This is a genomic window from Halobaculum sp. P14 (assembly GCF_051195155.1).
Classification (GTDB): Archaea; Halobacteriota; Halobacteria; order Halobacteriales; family Haloferacaceae; genus JBNTKA01.
Map to the genome: position 1 here is coordinate 74,182 of NZ_JBNTKB010000003.1, position 22,409 is coordinate 96,590.

Below are 22,409 nucleotides of genomic sequence, written 5' to 3' on the forward strand. Positions count from 1 at the left end.
AGAGAACGCCGAAGTCACTCGATTCTCGTTTCCCGCCGCTCCATCTGAATAAAACCTGGGTACGGGACCGAGACGTTTTACGGCAGGCCCCCCCGGTTCGAGGTAGCATGGACTCGTCGTCCAGCGACGCGGCGCTCCGCGCCAGAATCCGTCAGCAGGAAGTCGTCGCCGAACTCGGACAGCAGGCGCTCGAGACCGACGACCTCGACGGGCTGATGCGGGACGCGGTGGCGGCGGTCGCGGAGACGCTGGACAACGAGTACGCGAAGGTGCTGGAGCTGCTGCCGGACGGCAACGAACTGGTGTTGCGGCACGGCGTCGGGTGGCGCGACGGCGTCGTCGGCGGCGCGACGGTGCCGACGGACCGCGACTCGCAGGCCGGCTACACGCTGGCCGCCGAAGCGCCGGTCATCGTCGACGACCTCGCCGCCGAACCGCGGTTCTCCGGCCCGGACCTTCTCACCGACCACGACGTCGTCAGCGGCATCAGCGTCGTCATCGGCTCGACGGACGACCCGTGGGGCGTCCTCGGGACGCACACGACCGACCGGCGCGAGTTCACCGACGACGACGCCAACTTCGTTCAGAGCGTCGCGAACGTGCTCGCTTCGGCCGTCGAGAACCACCGCGTCCAGCGCCGGCGCGAGGAGGTGTACGGCCGCATCTCGGACGCCTTCTTCGCGCTCGACGACGACTGGCGGTTCACGTACCTGAACGACCGCGCCCGCGAACTCATCGCGCCGGAGGGCGAGTCGCTCGTCGGCACCGAGGTCTGGGAGCAGTTCCCGGCGGCCGTCGGCCGGAAGTTCGAATCGAAGTACGAGGCCGCGATGTACCGCCAGGAGACCGTGTCGTTCGAGGAGTACTACCCGGAGCCGCTGAACGCGTGGTTCGAGGTCCGCGCGTACCCCTCCGGAACCGGGCTGTCGGTGTACTTCCGCGACGTCACCGACAGGAAGGAGCGCGAACGGGAGCTCCGGCGGACCGAGCGGCGCTTCACCGCCATCTTCGAGGACCCGAACATCCTCGTCGGCCTGCTCGGCACCGACGGCACGGTGCTCGACATCAACCAGACCGCGATGGAGTACATCGACGCCGACCTCGACGACGTCACCGGCGAGCCGTTCTGGGAGACGCCGTGGTGGGGCGACGACGCGGACGTGCGGGCTGACGTCCGCGAGTGGGTGGAGCGCGCCGCCGACGGCGAGTACGTCGACTTCGAGACCCCGATCGGCCAGCCGGACGAGCGCCGCTACGTCAACGGCGTGTTCCGGCCGGTGACGAACGACGACGGCGACGTCGTCTCCGTCATCGTCTCCGACCGCGACGTCACCGAGCGCCGGCAGTACGAGCGGCGGCTCGAGGAGTCCGAGCGGCGCTACCGGGCGCTCGCGGAGTACTTCCCGAACGGGCTCGTCACGCTGTTCGACGAGGACCTGAACTACACGCTGGCGGCCGGGCAGGCGTTCGACTCCATCCCGGTAGACCCGGCGGACGCCGAGGGCGAACACGTCAGGGACGTCTGGGACGAAGCCACCGCCGACGCGCTCGTCCCGGCGTTCGAGGCGGCGCTCGACGGCGCGGAGGAGTCGGTCGAACTCGCCTACGAGGGCCGCGAGTGGGTCGTCCACGTCGTGCCGATTACGGACGAACACGGCGACGTGTTCGCCGGGATGACGATGGCGCAGGACATCACCGAGCAGGTCGAACGCCAACAGCGGCTCGAAACGCTCGTCGAGCAGCTGGAGGAGTCGAACGAGCGGCTCGAACAGTTCGCGTACGCGGCCTCCCACGACCTGCAGGAGCCGCTGCGCATGGTGTCGAGCTACCTCCAGTTGGTCGAGCGGCGGTACGCCGACGAACTCGACGAGGACGGCCGGGAGTTCATCGAGTTCGCCGTCGACGGCGCCGACCGGATGCGCGACATGATCGACGGCCTGCTGGAGTACTCCCGCGTCGACTCCCGCGGCGACCCGTTCGAGCAGGTCGACCTGAACGACCCGCTGGAGGACGCCCGCGCGAACCTGGAGGTGAAGATTTCGGAGGCGGACGCGGACGTCACGGCGGAGTCGCTCCCCACGGTCACCGCCGACCCGGGGCAGCTCCGGCAGCTGTTCCAGAACCTGCTCGACAACGCCGTCACGTACAGCGGGGAGGGGCCGCCGTCCGTCCACGTCGCCGCCGAGCGCGACGGCGACGACTGGGTCGTCTCGGTCAGCGACGACGGCGTCGGCATCGACGCGGCCGACACCGACAGCGTCTTCGAGGTGTTCGAGCGGCTCCACGGCCCCGACGAGCACGGCGGCACCGGCATCGGCCTCGCGCTGTGTGAACGCATCGTCGAGCGGCACGGCGGCGACATCTGGGTCGACTCCACGCCCGGCGACGGGTCGACGTTCCGGTTCACGCTGCCGGCCGAGGGGGACCGATGACCGACCGGCGACGCGGCGACGGCGGAGCGGACGTGCTGCTGGTCGAGGACAACCCCGGCGACGTCAGGCTCGTCGAGGAGGCGTTCGACGGCGGCGACGTCGACGCGACGCTCCACGTCGTCGGCGACGGCGTCGACGCGCTCGACTTCCTCCACCGGCGCGGCGACCACGCCGACGCCCCGCGGCCGGACCTCGTCGTCCTCGATTTGAACCTCCCGCGGAAGAACGGCGACGAGGTGCTTCGGGAAGTCCGCGAACACCCCGATATCGACTACGTTCCGGTGACGATTCTGACGAGTTCGACCGCCGACGAGGACGTGCTGTCGTCGTACGAGCACAGCGCGAACGCCTACCTGACGAAGCCGGCCGACCCCGACGAGTTCATCGAGAACGTCCGGTCGCTCGAACGGTTCTGGCTGTCGCTCGTCCGCCTCCCCGACCACGGCGGCCACGGAACGGCCGCCGAACAGTGAGTCGCGGACGAAGCGTCGACGCTCAGTGACGCGGTCCCCGTGCTCCCGAGACGAACGCGTCCGGCGCTACCCGAGGAAGTAGCGCGTCCACGGGTAGCGGTCGACGAGCGCCTGCCCGTCGAGTTCGTACTGCTCGATGTACTGGTCGAGCCCGAGGATGCGTCCGGCGCCGAAGGCGGCGACCGAGAGGAACACGAGCATGTACGCGAAGTCGCCGTTGATGTAGCCGTGAGCGACGTCCCAGTTCCCGAGGTAGAACATGAGCATCATGAACGCGCCCCAGAAGGCGGCGACCGGGCGAGCGCTCCGACGAGCAGCCCGAGGCCGATGAGCAGTTCGCCCCACGGCACCGCGACGTTCACGAAGTCGACGAACCACGGCGTGTTCCCCATCGCGACGAACAGGTCCGCCGCGGGGCTGCCGCTGGCGGGCACCGCGCCCGTCAGGTAGCCCTTCGCGCTGAACTCGCCGGAGAGAATCTTGTCGAGGCCGCTCTGCAGGAACGCGAGCCCCATCATCAGCCGAAGCGCGAGGATGAACCAGACGCTGAGCGTGTGCAGTTTCCCGTTCGCCGTGAATCCGCCGACCGTGCTCCGAAGCTGGACCTCCTGTGAGGACATACCGTGCCGTCGGGTCCGAAACGAAGTTAAAGATGTTCGCCGGCCACGACGGCGCTGCGTTTCGTCACTCCGTCCGCGTCGGCGCCGGATTACCGTGTCGACGCCGGGGTCGCCGCGGACGCCGAAGTTCCCCGTCGACCGCCGGATTCGCCGCGAAACCCGGGCGGCGCTACGGTTTTGGTGTCCGCGCCCAACAGTCGGCCGATGTACGCGAGCGTCCTCCTCCCGACGGACGGCAGCGAGGCGTCGAACGAGGCCGTCGCGGTCGGCCTCGACGTCGCCGCCCGGTTCGACGCCGCGGCGCACGCGGTGTACGTCGTGGACGAACGGTTCGTCGCCGCCGAGTACGACGCCGCCGTCGAGGGAGCCGAACGCGACGGCGAGCGCGCGCTCGACGCCGTCGGCGACCTCGCCGCAGAGCGCGGCGTCGCCGTCGAGAAACACCTGCGGCGCGGCGTCCCGCACCGCGAAATCGTCGACGCGGTCGCGGACTACGGCGCCGACCTCGTCGTGATGGGGACGCACGGCCGCAGCGGCCTCGACCGGCTGGTCCACCTCGGCAGCACGACCGAGCGCGTCGTCCGGGCCGCCCCCGTCCAGGTGCTCACGGTGCCGGCAGACCCGACCGGCGACCGGAGCCGCTCCGAGTAGCGCCGCTGTTCGCGCACCCCGGCGGCGTCACCACTGGCCGCGCGGCGGGGGACTCAGTTCCTCGACGCCGCAGTCCGGACAGGTGAGGTACGCGTCGCCGTCCGCGTCCGCTTCGGGCCGCATGCCGTCGTGGCCGCAGTCGGGGCAGACCCGCGGCACCCGTATTTCGCCGCCGTCCCGCGGCGCGCCGACGGCGAGCACGACTGCGTCGCGGTCGGCGGCGTTCCGGCCGGACTGGTACTCGCCGGGCGCGAACCGGACCGCCTCGCCGCCCCCGACCGTCACGGTTCCGTCGGGCGTCTCGAACGCCACCGACCCCTCGACGACGACGAACACCTCCTCCTGGTCCGTGTGGGCGTGCAGTCCGCTGGAGAGGCGGTCGTCCGGCGCGAGCAGGTAGTGGTTGACGGCGAGGTTCGCCGCCGCCAGCGGGTCGGTGAGCGTCCGTCGCTGTACCCCCGTCTCGGTCGGCGTCGGCGCCACGGCGTCGATGTCGACGGTTTCCATGCCTCCGAATGTGCGTCCTCCGACAAATGCGTTGAGGGGCGGCGCGCCGGCCGCCGGACCCGACTCGTCGCCGGCGACGGACTCCGAGTCGCTTCGCGGAACTCGGGTCGTTGGGGGCGTCGACGCCGGAGTACCGACGGCCTCTCACGCTGAACATATTGTCACCCAAACCTTTTCATCCGGGAATCATATCAGTCGGTCGTCGGTCGGATCGGAGCGACACGTCCGAATGGCACCCGGCCGGCAGGCCGCCAGCCACGCATCACCACCGTCTCTCGGAAGCGGCACCCAACACCACCTGCGCTTTCGTGGGCAGTGGCTGGCGCCCATCACCGTTCTGAACGGCCGACGACGCCGACCCGACGGCAGACTCGCCGCTGACCCCGTGACCGCGAGGAAAGCACCTTTGGGTGCGGCCGTCGAACCCGGATGCATGTCGTACGCGACGGTCAACTACGAGGACGTCGACGCCGTGGGCGGTGGACTGCACTTCCTGCGGGAGGCGCTGGACTGTGAGAACCTCGGCGTGAGCGTGCTGGAGTGCGACCCGGGCTGGGAGGGGATGGCGCACGACCACGCCGACGACGGCCAGGAGGAGGTGTACGTGCTCGTCGACGGCGCCGCCACGGTCACCGTCGAGGGCGACGACGTCGAGATGGAGGCCGGCGACGCGCTCCGCGTCGACCCGGCCGACGAGCGGCAGATTCACAACGGCGACGCCGAGAGCACGTTCGTCATCGCCGGCGCGCCCTGAACCGCCCCCGCTCGCCTCGCGCGTCGTACCGAGGCGAGAAACCAGCAAGCACCGCCTGATTCGGCGGCGGCCGCCCGGCTACTTTCTTGTATCCGCACCACGACGCGCCGACGAGGCACGCATCTCGATGGACGCCAAGCCGTCGCTCGGTGAGCACCCCGGACTGGTCGTGAGCATCCTCTGTACGTCGGTCGCGGCGGGCGCCTACGAAATCGTTCCGTCGAGCACGGCGCCGCTGTTGGCCGACCAGCTCGGCGCGACGCCGGTCCAGGTAAGCTGGCTCGTGAGCGTGATGCTCGGCGTGGCCGTCGTCGGGAGCCTGCCGGCGGGCGCCATCGTCGACCGGTTCGGGGTGCTGGGAAGCGTCGCGCTCGCCACCGCCGTCTTCGTGGTCGGCGGCGCCGTGAGCTGGTACTTCGCGGCGCGCGGCGCCTACTGGCCGGTGCTGTGGTCGCGGGCCGTCGCCGGCTTCGGGTTCGTGCTGCTGTGGAACACCGGCCTCACCGCGGTCGGCCAGTTCCGGAACGCGGCGACAGCGACCGGCCTGTACACCGCGAGCGGCCCGGGCGGGTTCGCGCTCGGCCACGTCACCGGTCCCGCCATCGCCACCGCGTTCGCCCCGCAGGCAGTCTTCCTCGTGTATCCGCTGCTACTGGTCCCGGCCACCGTCGGCGTCGCGGCGTTCTGGCCCGCCGACCTCGAACGCGGCGGCAGCGGCGAACTCCCGTCGGCCGGCGAGTTCGCCGCCGTCGCCCGGAACCGGTCGGTGCTGCTCGTCTGCCTCCTCGGATTCGTCTCGTACTCGCTGTACCTGTTCGTCAACAGCTGGGTGCCGACGTACCTGAACAGCCGGCTGACGCTGTCGCTCGCCGAGAGCGGCGCGCTCACCGCGCTGTTCCCGCTGCTCGGCGCGGCGTCCCGCGCCAGCGGCGGCGTCGTCACCGACCGGCTGTTCGCGGGCCGCGCCCGCCCCGTCGTCGTGGTGTCGCTCGTCGCCTCCGGCGTGGCGCTCACCGGCGTCATGCTGTCGTCGACGTACCTGCTGCTCGCGGGGTTCCTCCTGGTCGGCGGCTACTTCGTCCAGCTCAGCCTCGGCGTCTTCTACGGCGTCGTCCCGGCGACCGTCGACGACGACCACGTCACGACCGCGGTCGCGCTGCTCACCAGCGTCGGCCTGTTCGGCGCGTTCACCGCGCCGCTGCTCGCCGGCGAAGCCATCCAGGCGACCGGGTCGTACACGGCGGCGTTCGGCTACGGCCTCGCGCTCACCGCCGTCGGCCTCGTCGTCGCGGTACGCTGGTTCGACCTGTGAACGCGGCGTAGCCGTGACGACTCGGGCGACGTGTAGCCTTTTGGGCGCTCGCCGCAACCGCCGGATATGACCGACGAGGAGACTGGAGCTGACGGCGGCGCCGGCGAATCGGGAGACGGAGCGGACAGTGCAGCGGCCGGCGAGAGCGGAGCCGAAGCACCTGGCGGGAACAGGCCGCCGTTCACCGAAGACTGGAGCGTCAACTACGCCGACTACGACGAGGCGGCGGTAGCGGAGACGCTGCGGACGGAGTGGAGCCGGGACCTACTGCTCGCCGACTACGAGAGCGCCGGCGACGACGCCCGGAACAAGGAGACGCTGCTGATTCAGTCGTTTTACGTCTCGCTGGCCCTGTTCGGGCTGCTGCTCGACGTCGCGAACGGACTCTACTGGAACGGCCGGCACCGCGAACTGCTGGCGGTGTCGCTGCTCGGCGCGTTCCTGTTCTTCCTGCTCGGCAACTGGTCGGCGCGCTACCGGCAGGGACGGGACGCCGCGTGGGACCGCCGGAGCGAGATCGAGGACTTCGCCGCGCGCGTCGACGGCCACCTGCTCCGCAGCAACGACTCGAAGTTCAAGCGGCTCAGCCGAACCGACGACGGCGCGTACAGAACCGACGGGCAGGCGTGGTACGAACTCGGCTCCATCGCGGACCTCGTCGTGCTGACGGAGTGCGGAATCGGGGTCCTCTGGGTCGGCGTCGCCGTCGTCGCCCTCGCGGCGTAGCCGCCGAGCGACCAGGCACTGGCCGGCGGGTCGCTGTCGGCTCGGCCTCGATTAGTCGAACAGTCCGTCGCCGCCGGTTTCGAGGTAGTCGACGACCCACTCGACGTCGGCCATCGTCGCGTCGCTGCCGCGCTGAATCGACACCATGACGCCGGACTTCTTCGGGAGGCGGTCGGTCCACGACACCACCCAGGCCTCGTCGAACACCCGGACGAGCGCGTGCAGTTCGCCGGCCTTGAACGCGGTTTCGGTGTCCGCGAGGTTCAGCTGCGTGACGATGGTGTCGTCTATCATCTCCCGTTTCTCCCTGTCGCTGTACTGCGGCTCCACGTCGCCCCGCTTTCGGGTCTCGTAGCCGTCGACGTCGTAGCGAGTGACGGCTCTGAGGTCGTCGCCGACCCGCGCCGAGACGTCGTCCCATATCCGGTCCACGAGAGAGCCACTCATGGCCGCCCCGTCTCACAGCGACGTGATATTTCCACCGGCTGGAACATCGCTGCCGGTCCCGAAACCTGCGGGCCGAACGACAGTTACCGCCGCGAGCGCCGGCGGCCGAGAAGCGCCAGCGCGACCGCCGCGACCGCGGCTGCCGTCGGCGCGGCGCCGAAGCCGGGGCTGCGGACCGCTGTCCGAACGTCGTTCAGGCCGGGCCGTCCGCCGTCGCCGCCCGTCGCCGTCGCCGTGTCGGCGGGCGTCGGCGTCGCGGCTGCGGTCTCGCCGCTCGACCCGGTCGTCGGCTGCGCCGTCGGCGTCGGCGACGCGGTCGCGGTCACCGGGTCGCCGCGCACCGTGACCGTGGCTTGCGCGGTGGCGCGCCGGTCGTCGCCGTCGGTGAGCGTCGCGGCGATGGTGGCCTCGCCACTGACGTCCGTAGAGACGGCCAGCGTAACGGTGAACTTCTTCACCTCGCCAGCGTCGAGCGTGGTCCAGAGCCACTCGTGCGTGGAGCTCCGGTAGGTCGCGTCCGTTCCGGCCCACGACGCGACGGTCCACCCGGCGGGCAGCTCGCCGAGGTCGAACACCGGCGCGGGGCTCTGCGCGTCGCCGACGTTCTTCACGGTGACGCCGACCTGGACGGTCTCGCCTGGCGCGATGGTGTCGCGCACCGGGTTCAGCGACGCCGTCAGCCCGGACGACTGCGCGCTCGCCGTCCCGGCCGCCGCGCCGAGCGGAACGGCCAGCACCGCCGCGACGGCCACCGCCGCGACCAGCCACGCGCGTCCCCGGTCCGCGTCGCCGCGGCTACGCATCGCCGCCTCCGTTCGCGTCGACCCACTCAGTCACGAGCCGCTGGATCGTCTCGGTGTCGACGGTCTTTCCGCCGGTGCCGGGCACCGGGCTGTCGTCCGCCCAGTAGCTGATTGCGTTCCGGACGTCGGTCGCGTCCAGCGCGCCGCCGTCGCTGCCGACGATGGCCTCCCGGACCGTGTCGGCCGTCTCTTTCACCGTGAACGACTCGTTCAGCGACTCCACGGTCGACCTGTCCGCCTGCAGCGACAGCGTCACACTGTGCGTGCCGGCCGACCGCCCCGTCAGCTCCACGTCGAGCCGCCTGCGCGCACCGCCGGCGAGCGGACCGACGCCGTACGACGACTGCCCGGGTTCGAGGCCGTCCTCGGTGGAGACGGCGAGCGACAACGGGCCGCTCTCCGCGTCACCGACGTTGCCGACGGTGACGGTCAGCGTGACGCTCGTCCCCTGCGTGAGTTCGTCGGGCGCGCTGCTTCCGAGCAGCCCCGGCGACGCCGTGATGTCGGCGTTCGACGCGGTCGACGTCGCGGCCTCCGAGGCGCTGTCGATGTTCTGTTCGGCCTGCTTCACCCGCTTCGTCGTCTCGACCAGCGACGACTCGCCCACGTCGCCCTCGAAGAAACTCACCGCCTCCACGAGGAAGCCGGTCCGGCTGAGGTTCGTCTGGGCGGCGTTCCGCGTGAACTGCAGCAGCTGCTCCCGCTCGGACTCGGTCAGCGTCCCCTGTTCGACCGCCGCCATCGCCCGCTGCACCTTCGCTTCGAACTCCTCGCCGCCCCGCTCGTACGTCTCCGAAATCTGGCCGAGAATCGTCCGCGCCAGCTGGGTTTCGCCGTTGTCGACCGCGGTCACGAAGTCAGTCAGCAGCGAGTCGACCGACGCCTCCGCGTCGTCGATGCGGACGGCTGCTTCGACTGCGGCGGGCAGGTCCTCGCGCGCCAGCGCGTCCCGGAACTCCTTGAACAGCGCCGGGACGTCGGTGTGTGTTTCCTGCATGGTCACCCCCGTATGACGTCGAACAGCCCGAGGTGATGCGTCGTGTTGATCTTGATGAGCGCGCCGATGCCGGCGCCCGTCGCGAACGCGTTGACGACGCCGCCGGCGACGAACAGGACGACCGAGCCGATGGTTTTCGCGACGTTCCACAGGTTCGGGTCGTTCCACAGGTCGAAGACGGCCTGCGTCAGGCTGAACGACTGGCCGAACTCCTTGGCGTCCTGAATCAGCCCCTGCGTGTCTTCGGCCTCGCTCGCGATGGACATGCCGGCCTGGTTCGCCGCGGACGTCGCGGCGTTCGTGTCCCCGCGCAGCCCGTTTTTCACGACGCGGTCGGGCGACAGGAACTCGTACAGGAACAGCACGCCGGCGTACAGCGACCCGGCTGTCGAGCCGACGAACGTCCCGGTCATCGTCGCGATACCGGTCGACATCCCGACCTCGTCGTACCGCTGCAGCGACTTCCCGACCTGGTTCGCGAGCCGGTCGCTCGCCTCCTCGACGGCTTCGTTCACCGCCTCCACCGTGTCGAGCGTCCCGTCGATGATTTTCCCGACGATGGTGTTCGCCTCGTAGTCGATCTCGGCCATCGCGTCGACCGCGCGGCCCAGCATGCCCTTCAGAATCGTTTTGACGGCGTCCGTCGCCTTCGACTTCGCGGTAGCCAGCACGGCCTTCGTCCCGATACCGACGCCCTTCGCGACCTTCTTCGTGATGGAGACGACCGTCAACAGCAGTTCGAGCGAGGTGCTGATGGTCGGCCGCGCCATCTCCTGTGTCAGGTCGACCTGGTTCGCGGACAGCTCTTTCCCCGGGCCGACGTGTTCGAGCGCGTCCTCGGTGACGCTGAGCCCGTAGTCGAGCCGCCTGATCGCCTGCACGGCGACGTCCCGCTTCAGGTCGCCGCGCTCGACCGCCGCCGTGAACCCCTCGTTCGCCGATTTCGCCTTCGCGGTCACGTCGAGGTTCGTCACCGACAGGTCCTCGACGCGCTTCGCCGTCTTCAGATGCGCCTGCTTGAGCGACGTGAACGGGCTCTCCGAGACCGTGACGGTGCCGCGCGACGTCGCCGTGGCGCCGTCGTCGTCGACGACGGTGAGCGACACCGTGTACTCCCCGGTCTCCTGGTAGGTGAACTCGACCGTCTCCCCGGTCGCGTCGCGGCTGCCGTCGCCGGTGAGGTCCCACCGGTACCGCTCGATGCTGCCGTTCGGGTCGCTGCTGGCGGCCGCGTCGAACCGCACCGTTTCGCCGACCTGCGGGCTCGGCGTCGACACGTCGAACACCGCCGACGGCGGCTTGTTCTTCGGCTCCGCGACCGACACGGCGCGCTCGACGACGTCGGTGGCGCCGTCGTCGTCCGTGACGCGGAGCCGGACGGCGTACTCGCCCGCCTCGCCGTAGGTGTGTTCGACGGTGCTTCCGCTCGCCTCGTAGCTGCCGTCGCCGTCGAGGTCCCACTGGTACCGGGCGACGGAGCCGTTCGGGTCGCTGGCGGTCGCCTCGAACGTCACCGGCTCGCCCGCGGTCGGGCTGTCGGTCGCGACGTCGAAGTCGGCGGTCGGCGCGTCGTTCTCCGGCGTCGACACGGAGACGACCCGGCTCGTCGTGTCGGTGGCGCCGCTGCCGTCGGTCACCCGGAGCCCGATGGTGTACTCGCCGGCGTCGCTGAACGTCCGCTGGACGGCTTCGCCGGCGACGTTGTAGTCGCCGTCGCCGTTGAGGTCCCAGTCGAAACTCGCGATGGAGCCGTCCGGGTCGCTCGACGGCGACGCGTCGAACGACACCGATTCGCCGGCGGCCGGGTCGGTCGGCGAGAACTCGAACTCCGCCGTCGGCGCGCTGTTCCCGGAGCCGACCCGGACGGTCGTGGTCGCGACGTCGGTGGCGCCGTCGTCGTCGGTGACGCGGAGCGCGACCGAGTACTCGCCGCCGTCGTCGTAGTTGTGCACCGCGGTTTCGCCGGAGGCGTCGTAGTCGCCGTCGCCGTCGAAGTCCCACGCGTACCCGGCGATGGAGCCATCCGGGTCGCCCGCGTCGGCGGCGTCGAACACGACGTCGTCGTCGACGGTCGGGGCGTCCGGGACGTACTGGAAGTCCGCCGTCGGCACCTGGTTGCTGCCGCCGACGCGCTTCACCGTGAGGTTGTCCCAGTACGCCGTGAAGTCGCCGCTGCGGAGCGCGAGATACGACAGGTCGGTCTCCCAGTTCGGCGCGTCGACCGTCGCCGACCCGGTGGCGCTCCCGCCGTCGATGCTGTACTCGAGCGAGACGGTGCCCTGCCCGTCGTACTCGTACCGGACGTCGTACGTCACCCAGTCGCCCGGCGAGAACGACCCGAGGCTGACGCCGCCGGCGCCGGAGATGGTGCCGTCGCGGTCGAAACTGAGCAGGTTCCGGTGTGACCCGTCGGACCACCCGCCCGCCGACGTTCGGAGCTGGAGCCGCCCGTAGTACTTGTCGTGGCAGCCGAACGACCCCGCCGCGCCCGGCTTGATGCTCCCGGTGAGCCGGATTGCGTCGGTCCCGGGGTGGCCGCCGAGCGGTGCGTTCGCGATGGCCTGCCAGCAGCCGCCGTGGTCGCCTTTCACTTTCAGCGACCGGCCGCCGCTGTGTGCGACGCCGTCCACGACCTGCTGTGTGTTCGCCCCGTTCTTCGTCCACCCCGACGGGTAGCTGCCGGGGGTGAGCGACTCGAAGTCCTGGTCGATTCCGGAGAACGCGGCGCTGGCGACGCCCGCCCCCCGGAGCGCCAGCGACGTTGACGCGCCGAGCCCCAGAAACATCCGTCTGCTGAAACGACCGCCCATGTCTAACGACAGACAGGAACGCGGTAAGTAGCTGGTAATCGCGGAAAGAATTGCTGCGGCAGGCGGCGTCGCGCCGACGGTGCGGTGGCCCGGTTGACCTCACCGACGACGGCCCGGCCGTCGTTTCCTGGGTCGTCGGGTCAGCGACCGCTCCGTGGACGACTCGTATCGGTGTCACTGACTGCCGAACGAGAGATTGGGATGGGGCAGGGGTCCGCAGACCCCGGCGTGGGGCGTAGGTCGACCCGCTGCCCGCCCAACGAACCATGAGAAAGCACAGCCAGTGCCGGAGGCTGCTGCCGCCGCTCGTGTGGGCGCCGTCACGGATGGTGCGGTCGGCGCCCGTCGAACCTACCGAAGGTCGCTGAAGGCCAAGACGTTTGCAGGTGTCGCGTGTGGTGTGTTACTCTGATCACCTCGTGACGACCGATGTCTGGGCGACTTGCCACATAAATCTTTCCGGGAATGACGTATTAACAGTCAATACACTAGGATAGACGGAAACTAAATTGAACGAGAGAGTCAAATACCGGTGAGAATATGTGGTTTTCCCGCGTATCTGTCGAAAACTGCGTTCTGCCGGGTGTTCTCGGCGACGGCTGCGCGGATTCTCTGTCGTCGAACGGTCACTTAAACGAGATTCTTCCCCAAACTCCGGTGATTCTCGGCGATGACCATGCAAAGAGTTATAGAAATATTAGGGATGCCGGTGTGTTCGGGCGGAATACTTTTCACCAACAGTCCGGTCGTTTCACCCGTTCAAATGCTGACGCACGCCGCATTCTCGACCGGTCGCTGTCGTGTGGAAACGCGCTCCGAGCCGCTCGCCGAACGGGGCGGGTCATGAGTCGGCCCGCGGCGGCCGGCGAGCGGTTCGCGACGGACGCGGCCGAGGTCGCGTCGCTCCGGGACCACCTGACGGCGTTCGTCGCGGAGTACGTCGACGGCGCCGGGGCGACCGAGGTCGTGGTGAACATGAGCGGCGGCGTCGACTCCACCGTCGCGGCGACGCTGGCGGTCGAAGCGCTCGGCGAGGAGAACGTCTACGGGCTGCTGCTTCCCTGTAACCTCGGAACCGCCGCGGAGCAGCAGGACGCGCTCGTCGTCGCGGAGTCGCTCGGTATCGAGTACAGCACGCTGCAGCTCCAGCCGCTGTTGAACCAGTTCCTCGACCAGATATCCAGCGAGGTGGAGACCAGAGGGGAGCGAATCGCGCTCGGGAACGTGACGGCCCGGTTCCGGATGGTGTGTGCGTACTTCGTCGCGAACGTCCGGTCGTCGCTCGTCCTCGGCACGACGAACCGGACGGAGTGGCTGCTCGGCTACTTCACCAAACACGGCGACGGCGGCACGGACTTCCTTCCGCTCGGCGACCTGTACAAGGTGGAAGTCCGGGCGCTCGCCCGCGAACTGGGCGTCCCGGACGACATCGTGGAGAAGCCGGCGACCGCCGGGCTGTGGGCCGGGCAGACGGACCGCGACGAACTCGGCGTCGAGTACGACACCGTCGACCGGGTGCTCCGGGCGCTCGTCGACCGCGAGTGGAGCGTCGACCGCGTCGCCGCCGAACTGGCCGTCGACCACGACACCGTCGCGGACATCGTCGCAACCGTCCGGCAGACCCGGCACAAGCGCCGGCCGAAGCCGACGCCGTCGAGCGGCCCCGTCGCCGACCGGTCCATGCCGAGCCACCGTCGGTAGCCGGCTTCTCACATCGACTCTCCGCTGAGGCCGGTCCGGCGAGACGGTTCGCCGGACGGTCCAGGGCCGTATCCACAGTTTGATGCCGGGCGGACCGCGCCACGTGGGTATGGTACGGCCGCTCTTCGCGCTGAATCTGCTGATGTCGCTGACGGCGCTCGCCGCCGCGTTCGTCGACGCGTATCCGTCCCGCGAGCGGCTCGCGTTCCTCGCGCTCGCGGTGCCGTACGGCGTCGCGCTCGAACAGCTCGTCATCCTCCGGTTCGCCCGGTACCGCTACCCGGTCGACGACTTCCTGTTGACGGTCGCGGACGTCCCGCTCGTCATCGGGTTCGGGTGGGCCGCGATACTGTACGCCGGCTACCGGACCGCAGAGCGGCTCGACGTTTCGCCGGCCCGTCGGCCCTTTTTCGTCGGGCTGTTCGCGCTCCACGTCGACGTCGCCATCGACGCCGTCGCCATCCGCGCCGGCTTCTGGTCGTGGACGCCGCCGGGCGTCTGGTTCGGCGTCCCGCTCGGCAACTTCCTCGGCTGGTTCCTCGTCGCCGCCCTGTTCACCGCCGCCTGGGTCGGCCTTCGCGACCGGATTCGGCGGCCCGCGGTTCGCGCGTCCGTGAGCGCGGTCGCCGCGCTGGCGGGGCTCATCGCCGGCCTCCAGCTGTGGACGTGGGGCGCGACGACGACGCCGCGTCGCGTCGCGGTGCTCGGCGGGCTGCTGGCCCTCTCCGGTGTCGTCGTCGCGACGGACGACCTCAGTTTCCGGCCGATTCCGCGGCTCGTGGGCAGCGTTCCGGTGCTGTATCACGGCTTCTACCTGGCGCTGCTGTTCGGGCTGGGAATCTTCCGGACGGAGCCGGTTCTGGTCGCGGTCAGCCTCGCGATGCTCGGCGTCACCGCTGCGCTCCACGCCGGGCGGCTGCCGTCGTCGCTCGTCACGCGGACGCGTTCGCGGTCCGACTGACGAGCCGTTCCGCGGGGTCTGACCCGGCGTTCCGTGGGGCCGGTTCGTCACTCTCGATTTAGGGTCGCCGAAATTCCGAAAGCACTATCTCTGTTTAGGCTGGCCTAATCACCATGGCACGAGATTCGCGGTCGGAGTCGACGCGGCGTCGGTTCCTCGAAGCGAGCGCGGCAGTCGGCGTCGGCGGCCTCCTCGCCGGCTGTTCCGGCCAGACGGACGAGTCGTCGACGCCGACCGAAACGGCCACCGAGTCGCCGACCGAGACGCAGAGCACGCCGACGGAGACCGCGGCGTCGACGCCGTACTCCGTCTCGATGGAGCCGGTCGGCACCGTCGAGTTCGACGCCGTCCCCGAGACGTGGGTGCCGTACACCGCCGACTGGGCCGACATGGGCGTCGCGCTCGGGCAGAGCGACGGCCTCGAAGCAATCGGCGTCAAGGCCCGATTCGGCACGTACCTCTACGACGAACTCCAGGACGTCTCCGTCGACAAGTCGGCGCTCACGGAGCTCTGGCAGGGTAGCACCGGCAAGGAGGTGTTCTACGAACTCGACGCGGACGTCCACGTCATCGACCCGAACTTCATGATCAACAGGCTCCAGTGGAGCCAGAGCGACGTCGACGAGGTCCGCGAGAACGTCGCGCCGTTCTTCGGCAACACCATCTTCTCGCACGTGTACGGCTGGCACGACTACCGGTACTACTCGCTGTACGAGGCGTTCGAGAAACTCGCCGAGGTGTTCCGCGAACGGGAGCGCTACGAGGCGTTCGCGTCGTACCACGACGAGGTGATGGCAGACGTCGACGCCCGCGTCCCGTCGGAGACGCCCGACGTCGCCGTGCTGTACCCGGCGAGCATCCCGCCGGAGTCGTTCTACCCGTACCTCATCGGCGAGGGCACCCAGTCGAAGCAGTGGCGCGACCTCCAGGTCGGCGACGCGCTGGCGAAACACGGCGTCACCGACGCGCAGGCCGGCGGCGGCACCATCGACTACGAGACGCTGCTCGAAATCGACCCGGACGCCATCGCCGTCCGAATCCAGGGCGAAATCACCGACGAGTACTTCCAGAAGAACGTCGTCTCTCACCTCGAAAACCACGACGTCGCGAGCCAGCTCTCCGCCGTCCAGAACGACCGCGTCATCTACGGCGGCCTCACCTACCAGGGCCCGATCATCCACCTGTTCCAACTCGAACGCGCCGCACAGGGACTCTACCCCGACGCCTTCGGCGGCGAGCAGCTGTTCGACCGCGGACGCGTGAACGACATCGTCACGGGGTCGTTCTGACGTGACCGCCCGCAGCCGCGAGGTCCGACGATGACTGGAGACGGCGGCACCGACGCCGACGTGGACGCAGACGCCGGAACCGATGCCGACGTAGACGCCGACGCCGGAACCGACGCCGACCGCGACTCCGCCCGCAACGCCGACCGCGCCGTCGACGTCGTCGTTGTCGGCGGCGGCCCGACCGGGAGCGCCGCGGCGGTGTTCACCGCCCGGTACGGCCTCGACACGGTCGTCTTCGACCGCGGCCCGGCGGCGCTCCCGCGCTGTGCGTACCTGGAGAACTACCTCGGATTCCCGGCCGGCATCGACGTCGAGACGTTCTCGGACCTGCTGTCCGCGCACGTCGCGGACGCCGGCGCCGACCTCGTCTCGGACATGGTCGAGTCCGTCCGGCACACCGACGGCGACGACGCGAGGTTCGTCGTGGAGACGCAGGAGGGGCGCAGCGTCTCGGCGCGGTTCGTCGTCGCGGCGGCGTGGTACGACGGCTCGTACCTCCGCCCGGTCGTCGGCGACGACCCGTTCGAGCGGCACGAACACGACGGCGACGTGCACGAGCACTTCGACGGGGAGTACGCCGACGCGGACGGCGGGACGCCGGTCGACGGGCTGTTCGTCGCTGCGCCGGCCGGCGAGCGGAGCGCGCAGGCGGTCGTCGCCGCCGGCAACGGCGCGCACGTCGCCCGCGGCCTCATCGCCGACCACCGCCGAGACCAGGGCTACCCCGACGGCGTCGCCCCGCACTACGACTGGCTCCGGAGCGAGGCGGAGTTCGCCGGGGACTGGAGCGACCGCGACCGGTGGCGCGACTGGTACGACGACGAGGCCGGCGACGACCACGGGCTCGACGACGAGCGGTACGTCGAACTCCGCGAGCGGTACATCGACCGGGCGTTCGACACGCGCGTCACCGACGAGGAAGCGGACGCCCGCTCCGAGCGCGGCCTCCGGCGCCTCGTCGACACCCTCGGCACCGAGCGCGTCCTGGACGTCGTCGGCGACGACGCCATCCGGGAGTACCTCGCCGACTGAGCGACGCGCGCCGCGCTGGCGGTCGGGTCGGACCGGTGACCGGTTCCGGGTGGGACCGAAACGGCTACATGGTTTTAGGTCGGCCTAAAATCATGGTGCGTGACTCACAGCGCGACGGCGGCACGACGCGGCGCGACTACCTCAAGTACGGCGGCGCGGTCGCCGGCGGCGGCTTCCTCGCCGGCTGCGCCGGGAACTCGGACGGCGCCGGCTCGCCGACCGAGACAGAACAGTCGACGGCGACGCGGTCTTCGACCCCCGACGACCCCGACCCGTACACGGTATCGATGGCGCCGGTCGGCGACGTCACCTTCGAGTCGGTACCGGAACGCTGGGTCGCGTACGACGGCGGCTTCGCCGACATGGGAGTCGCGCTCGGCCAGGGCGACGGACTGGTCGGCCTCGGCGGAATCGACCGCTACTACACCTACCAGTACGACGAACTCCCCGGCGTCGGCGTCGACCGGAAGAGGCTGGAAGCGAACTCCGACGTCCGGACGAAAGAGCAGTTCTACGAACTCGACTGCGACGTCCACGTGTACGACCCGCAGATGCTCGTCAACTGGTTCGACTGGGACGACGACGACGTCGACGAAATCGCCGGCAACGTCGCGCCGTTCTTCGGGAACCTCATCTTCCGCCGGTCGGACGAGTGGCACGACTACCGGTACTACACGCTCTACCAGGCGTTCGGGAAGCTCGCCGCGCTGTTCCAACAGCAGGAGCGCTTCCGGGCGTTCGAGGCGCTCCACGACGAGTTCATCGCGCGGCTCCAGGCGAAGCTGCCGCCGGCCGAAGAGCGGCCGAGCGTCTTCCTGACGTACGAAGGGACGAACGAACCCGAGACGTTCTCGCCGTACCGCCTCGTCGACAAGGGCACCAGCAAGAAACAGTGGCGCGACCTCGGCGTCACCGACGCGCTCGCCGGGACCGACATCGAGAACCTCAGCACCACGAACCGCGGGGAGCTCGACTACGAGAACCTCCTCGAAATCGACCCGGAAGTGATGCTGATCCGCGGCCACGAACGGAAGTCCGCCGCCGAGTTCCGCGACACGGTGCTCGCGTTCATGCGGAACCACCCGGTCGGCAGCGAACTGACGGCCGTCCAGAACGGCCGGGTGTACCGCGGCGGCTACCTGTACCAGGGCCCGATTCAGAACCTCTTTCTCACCGAGCGCGCCGCCAAACAGCTCTACCCCGACGTGTTCGGCGCGGTGACCAGCGACACAGAACTGTTCGACCGCCGGCGCGTCGCCGACATCGTCACCGGCGACTTCTGACCGGCGGCCCTCGCTTCGGCCCGCCGCTCCGCAATTCGGCCCGCTCACTCGCCGTCGTCGCGGCCGTGAATCGGTCCGTCCCGCTGGCTGAGGTGGCCGGGCGTCCGGTCGTTCGCGACCGCGAGCAGCTCCGCGACGATGCTGTGTGCGATCTGGTAGGGCGTGTCGCCGCCGAGGTTCAGCCCGATTGGGGTGTAGATTCGGTCGCGGTCGGCGGCCGTGAGCTCGCGGCCCTCCTCGTCGAACGCCTCGCGCATCTCGTCGAACCGGGCCTCGGGGCCCATCAGACCGACGTACGGGACGGGCGTGTCCAGCAGCGCGTCGAGCGCGAGCCGGTCGTCGACGAAGTTGTGGCTCATCACGACGACGTAGCTGCGGTCGTCCCAGTCGAACCGGTCGGCGACGTCCCGCGGCGACACCGACACGACGTCGGCGGCGCCGGGGAACCGGTCGGCGTCCGCGTCGCCGCCGCGGAACGACGCGACCGTGACCCGGAAGTCCGCGAGCGCGGCGAGTTCGACGACCGGCGCGACGTCGTTGCCGGAGCCGAACACGACGAGTTCGGGCGGCGGCCGGACGGCGTCACAGAACACGTCCGCGGCGCCGTCGGCGGTGTCGACGGCCACGGTTTCGCTCCCGCCGTCGGCGACGAGCGACCGCAGCGCGTCCGTCAGTTCCGCGGCGGCGCCTTCCGGGAGGTCGCCGCGGTCGAAGCCGTCGCCGGGCCGGAGGTAGCCGCGGGCGCCGACCGGGGCCGCGTCGCCGCCGACGACGGTCGCCACGCCGATGAGGTCGCCGGCGCCGCGGGCCGCCACGACCGGCCGGAAGGAGTCGTCGAGGGGTTCGAGCAGCACGGTGATGACGCCGTTACAGCCGACGCCGAGCCCCCAGACGTCGTCGTCGCCGGTGAGGTCCCAGGTCTCGACGCGGGGGGCGCCGTCGTCGATGACGTCGGCGGCCAGCGCGCGCACCTCGTCTTCGATGCAGCCGGCGGTGATGCTGCCGGCGCCGCCGCCCGCCGCGTCGAGCAGCATCTTCGCGCCGGGGCGGCGGTAGGCGCTGCCCTCGACGTCGACGACGGTCGCCAGGACGGCGTCGTCGCCGGCGTCCAGGGCGTCGCTGATTCGGTCGAATACGGCCGTTTCGGGGGCGCTCCAGTCGGGTGAACTCATGTGTCTCTCGGTGGCGCAGTCGGCGGTCGGTTCGGCCCGGGGGCGGCGCCGGCGCGGCGCTCGTAGCCGAGGAGGCCGGCGGAGCCGGTGCCGTATCGGGCGAGCTGTGCGGCCGCGTCGGCGACGTCGTCGGGGCCGGTGAACGCGAACAGGCCGTCGACGTACGGGAGCGCCGCGGCCATCCCGCGGGCGGTCGGCTCGTACGTCGCGGCGGCGGCGAGCGGATTCAGCCACAGCACCCGCGGCGCGCGGCGGGCGACCCAGGCGAGCCCGCGCTCCAGTTCGTCGACGTCGCCCGTCTCCAGGCCGTCGCTGACGACGAACACCGTGGTTCGGCGGTCGACGGCGTCGGGCGCTCGCTCCCGGAGTTCCGCGAGCGCGCCGCCGATTCGGGTTCCGCCGCCCCACGCGGCTTCGGCGGCGTCGAGCGCGTCCATCGCGGCGGCCGCCGACGGCGCGTCGACGGCGGCGGTCACCTCCCGCAGCGACTCGTCGAAGAAGAAGACGCGGACGTCCCGCCAGTCCCGGCGGGCGCGCCGCAGGAAGTCGACGAGGAAGCCGCGGTCGACGGTGTCGAGGACGGACCGGCTGACGTCCACCAGCAGCACCGCGCTGACCGCACTGCGGCGACGGCTCCGCGTCGGCACGCTGACGACGGTGCCGCCGGTGCCGACGCTGCTGCGGAGCGCCCGGCGGACGTCGACCCGGTCGCCGCCGGCGTCGAATCGGCGGCCTGGAAGCCCGGCGAGCGCGTCCGTCAGCGCCCGGAACGACGCGTCCAGGCCGACCGGGTCGGCGACGCCGTGGCCCCGGACCGGCTCCGCCGAGCCGGCCGGGCTGTACAGCGCCGTCTCCGCCTCGTCGTCGCCGGCCGGGTCGTCGTCGGCCGCGTCGAGGTCGAACAGTTCGCCGCCGGCGGACCGTTCGTCCAGGGTCGCACCGTCGTCGCTTCCGCCGTCGCCGTCGCCGCCTTCGTCCTCGACGGACGCCGACTCCTCGCGGCCCGTCTGGTCGAGCGGTGCGAGGCCGCCGTCGACGTCCTCCACCAGCCCGGCCATGCCGCCCGGCCCGCCGGCGAGGTCGTGCCAGAACGACGTGAACAGCCGGTCGAACGACTCGAAGTCACGGCGGTCGGTGAGAAGCGCCGCGCGGAGCGCGTCGCGTGCGCGGTCGCGGTCCGCGAGCCCGACCTCGACGAGCGCCCGCGCGGCCGTCCTCGCCGCGTTCGCCGGGACGGCCGCGCCGTCGCGGCGGAGCGCCCGGACGAACGCGACGAGCGACTCCCGGACGTGGTCGTCGACGGCGACCGCTCCGTCCGCGCCGTCGCCGCCGGGTGCGGACGCGCCGTCGTCGGCGGCGTCCCCACAGGCTGCGTCGCCGTCGGCGGTCACCGGTTCGCCTCCACGTCGCTCGCTGCGGACGATTCGTCGGTTCTCTGGTTGTCCATCGCCTCGTCGTCAGCGACAGCTTCGGCGGCGTCGGCCGCGGCGTCTTCGGCGGCGTCGAGCAGCGCAGTGAGCAGGTCGTCGTCGACGCGCTCGACGTCCTCCACCTCCTTCAGCAGGCAGCCGAGCGTGTTCCGGACGACGTCGCGGGTCAGCACGGGCCCGTCTCCGGCGCCGTCGCCGTGCTGTGAGACGTTCGCGACGGCGCGCGCCCAGTCGATTGTCTCGGCGGCGCCCGGCGGCTTCCGCAGCGGCTCCTCGCGCAGCCGTGCGACGGCCGCACACAGCTCCGCCGCGACGACGCCGTCGAGTTCGGGGACGCGCCGCCGCAGGATTTCGCGCTCCTTCTCGAACGACGGCGGCGACACGTGCAGGTACAGGCAGCGCCGCTTCAGCGCGTCGCTCAGCGCCCGCGTCCGGTTCGACGTGACGACGACGATGGGCGGCCGGTCGGCCGCGACGGTGCCGAGCTCCGGAATCGACACCTGGAAGTCGGACAGCACCTCCAGGAGCAGCGCCTCGAACTCGGCGTCCGCCCGGTCGATCTCGTCGACGAGCAGCACCGGCGGCCGGTCGCCGTCGCCGCGGAGCGCGGCCAGCAGCGGCCGCTCCAGCAGGTACTCCTCGCTGAACACGGACGGCTCCGCGTCGTCGCCGCTCTGCACCGCCAACAGCTGTTTCGTGTAGTTCCACTCGTACAGCGCGTGCTCCGCGGTCAGCCCCTCGTAACACTGCAGCCGAATCAGTTCGGAGCCGAAGCCGGCGGCGAGCACCTTCGCCAGTTCGGTCTTCCCGGCGCCCGGCTCTCCCTCGACGAGCAGCGGCTTGCCGAGCCGGAGCGCCAACTGCACCGTCGTCACGATCTTGTCTTCGGCGACGTACGCGGCGGCCTCGAAGGCTTCGCGGACGTCGGATTCGGTCACGTCGGGGTGCGCCGTCGTCGGTCCGTCCTCCATGTGTAACTCGGTGGTCTCGGTTGGTCCGTGGGTAGTCC

General features: G+C 70.6%; 19 protein-coding genes and 1 pseudogene. 11 read left to right on the top strand and 9 right to left on the bottom strand.

Annotated elements, in window-relative coordinates:
* The first annotated feature begins 107 nt into the window (after nt 1-107).
* Nucleotides 108-2,432 carry a PAS domain-containing protein gene (locus tag ACQUS7_RS07450; RefSeq protein ID WP_435146023.1) on the top strand — a complete coding sequence of 775 codons (2,325 nt, stop codon included), beginning with the start codon at nt 108-110 and terminating at the stop codon, nt 2,430-2,432.
* Nucleotides 2,429-2,905, top strand: a complete 477-nt coding sequence (locus ACQUS7_RS07455; protein WP_435146025.1) for a response regulator — start codon at nt 2,429-2,431, stop codon at nt 2,903-2,905. Before ACQUS7_RS07450 ends, ACQUS7_RS07455 begins: the two co-directional genes overlap by 4 nt.
* A 66-nt stretch (nt 2,906-2,971) precedes the next feature.
* Here ACQUS7_RS07455 and ACQUS7_RS07460 read toward each other — a convergent pair.
* Nucleotides 2,972-3,525, bottom strand: a pseudogene (locus ACQUS7_RS07460) (DoxX family membrane protein).
* Between the two features lie 204 nt (nt 3,526-3,729).
* Between ACQUS7_RS07460 and ACQUS7_RS07465 the strand changes: the two are divergent.
* Entirely contained in the window at nt 3,730-4,176 is a 447-nt protein-coding gene (locus ACQUS7_RS07465) for a universal stress protein (RefSeq protein ID WP_435146027.1), read from the top strand.
* Nucleotides 4,177-4,203: 27 nt separating this feature from the next.
* Here ACQUS7_RS07465 and ACQUS7_RS07470 read toward each other — a convergent pair whose 3' ends face one another.
* Complete coding sequence (locus ACQUS7_RS07470; RefSeq protein WP_435146029.1) at nt 4,204-4,683, bottom strand: cupin domain-containing protein; 480 nt, start codon at nt 4,681-4,683, stop codon at nt 4,204-4,206.
* Nucleotides 4,684-5,116: 433 nt separating this feature from the next.
* Here ACQUS7_RS07470 and ACQUS7_RS07475 point away from each other — a divergent pair, with 433 nt between their 5' ends.
* From ACQUS7_RS07475 to ACQUS7_RS07485, 3 genes are all read left to right on the top strand, one after another.
* Nucleotides 5,117-5,437, top strand: a complete 321-nt coding sequence (locus ACQUS7_RS07475; RefSeq protein ID WP_435125619.1) for a cupin domain-containing protein — start codon at nt 5,117-5,119, stop codon at nt 5,435-5,437.
* A gap of 127 nt (nt 5,438-5,564) precedes the next feature.
* Nucleotides 5,565-6,749 carry an MFS transporter gene (locus ACQUS7_RS07480; RefSeq protein ID WP_435146031.1) on the top strand — a complete coding sequence of 395 codons (1,185 nt, stop codon included), beginning with the start codon at nt 5,565-5,567 and terminating at the stop codon, nt 6,747-6,749.
* A gap of 66 nt (nt 6,750-6,815) precedes the next feature.
* A complete protein-coding gene (locus ACQUS7_RS07485; RefSeq protein WP_435146033.1) occupies nt 6,816-7,475 on the top strand; it encodes a hypothetical protein in 660 nt (219 codons plus the stop codon).
* Between the two features lie 51 nt (nt 7,476-7,526).
* On the opposite strand, the gene ACQUS7_RS07490 is transcribed toward ACQUS7_RS07485, so the two are convergent.
* The 4 genes from ACQUS7_RS07490 to ACQUS7_RS07505 form a co-directional block, all read right to left on the bottom strand.
* Nucleotides 7,527-7,922 (bottom strand): hypothetical protein, encoded by a 396-nt coding sequence (locus tag ACQUS7_RS07490; protein WP_435125626.1) that lies wholly within the window; start codon nt 7,920-7,922, stop codon nt 7,527-7,529.
* 83 nt (nt 7,923-8,005) lie between these two features.
* On the bottom strand, nt 8,006-8,725 hold the full coding sequence (locus tag ACQUS7_RS07495; protein ID WP_435146035.1) for a hypothetical protein: 720 nt from the start codon (nt 8,723-8,725) through the stop codon (nt 8,006-8,008).
* On the bottom strand, nt 8,718-9,722 hold the full coding sequence (locus ACQUS7_RS07500; RefSeq protein ID WP_435146037.1) for a CARDB domain-containing protein: 1,005 nt from the start codon (nt 9,720-9,722) through the stop codon (nt 8,718-8,720). The genes ACQUS7_RS07495 and ACQUS7_RS07500 overlap by 8 nt, the downstream gene beginning before the upstream one ends.
* Before the next feature lie 2 nt (nt 9,723-9,724).
* Entirely contained in the window at nt 9,725-12,532 is a 2,808-nt protein-coding gene (locus ACQUS7_RS07505; RefSeq protein ID WP_435146039.1) for a PKD domain-containing protein, read from the bottom strand.
* An 843-nt stretch (nt 12,533-13,375) separates the two neighbouring features.
* Between ACQUS7_RS07505 and ACQUS7_RS07510 the strand changes: the two genes are divergently transcribed.
* The 5 genes from ACQUS7_RS07510 (at nt 13,376) to ACQUS7_RS07530 (ending at nt 18,798) form a co-directional block, all read left to right on the top strand.
* The gene (locus ACQUS7_RS07510; RefSeq protein WP_435146041.1) at nt 13,376-14,233 is read left to right on the top strand and encodes an NAD+ synthase; all 858 of its coding nucleotides are present in this window, start codon (nt 13,376-13,378) and stop codon (nt 14,231-14,233) included.
* 109 nt (nt 14,234-14,342) lie between these two features.
* Nucleotides 14,343-15,194 (top strand): carotenoid biosynthesis protein, encoded by an 852-nt coding sequence (locus ACQUS7_RS07515; RefSeq protein WP_435146043.1) that lies wholly within the window; start codon nt 14,343-14,345, stop codon nt 15,192-15,194.
* Between the two features lie 113 nt (nt 15,195-15,307).
* On the top strand, nt 15,308-16,483 hold the full coding sequence (locus tag ACQUS7_RS07520) for an ABC transporter substrate-binding protein (RefSeq protein ID WP_435146045.1): 1,176 nt from the start codon (nt 15,308-15,310) through the stop codon (nt 16,481-16,483).
* Nucleotides 16,484-16,513: 30 nt separating this feature from the next.
* Complete coding sequence (locus ACQUS7_RS07525; RefSeq protein WP_435146047.1) at nt 16,514-17,515, top strand: FAD-dependent monooxygenase; 1,002 nt, start codon at nt 16,514-16,516, stop codon at nt 17,513-17,515.
* A 92-nt stretch (nt 17,516-17,607) separates the two neighbouring features.
* On the top strand, nt 17,608-18,798 hold the full coding sequence (locus ACQUS7_RS07530) for an ABC transporter substrate-binding protein (RefSeq protein ID WP_435146049.1): 1,191 nt from the start codon (nt 17,608-17,610) through the stop codon (nt 18,796-18,798).
* A 44-nt stretch (nt 18,799-18,842) separates the two neighbouring features.
* Here the strand turns inward: ACQUS7_RS07530 and ACQUS7_RS07535 are convergent, their stop codons facing one another.
* From ACQUS7_RS07535 to ACQUS7_RS07545, 3 genes are read right to left on the bottom strand one after another with little or no spacing between them, the layout of a single operon-like run.
* Entirely contained in the window at nt 18,843-19,970 is a 1,128-nt protein-coding gene (locus tag ACQUS7_RS07535) for an XdhC family protein (protein ID WP_435146051.1), read from the bottom strand.
* Nucleotides 19,967-21,361 carry a VWA domain-containing protein gene (locus tag ACQUS7_RS07540; protein WP_435146053.1) on the bottom strand — a complete coding sequence of 465 codons (1,395 nt, stop codon included), beginning with the start codon at nt 21,359-21,361 and terminating at the stop codon, nt 19,967-19,969. Before ACQUS7_RS07540 ends, ACQUS7_RS07535 begins: the two co-directional genes overlap by 4 nt.
* Entirely contained in the window at nt 21,358-22,371 is a 1,014-nt protein-coding gene (locus ACQUS7_RS07545) for an AAA family ATPase (protein WP_435146054.1), read from the bottom strand. Before ACQUS7_RS07545 ends, ACQUS7_RS07540 begins: the two co-directional genes overlap by 4 nt.
* Nucleotides 22,372-22,409: the final 38 nt, after the last annotated feature.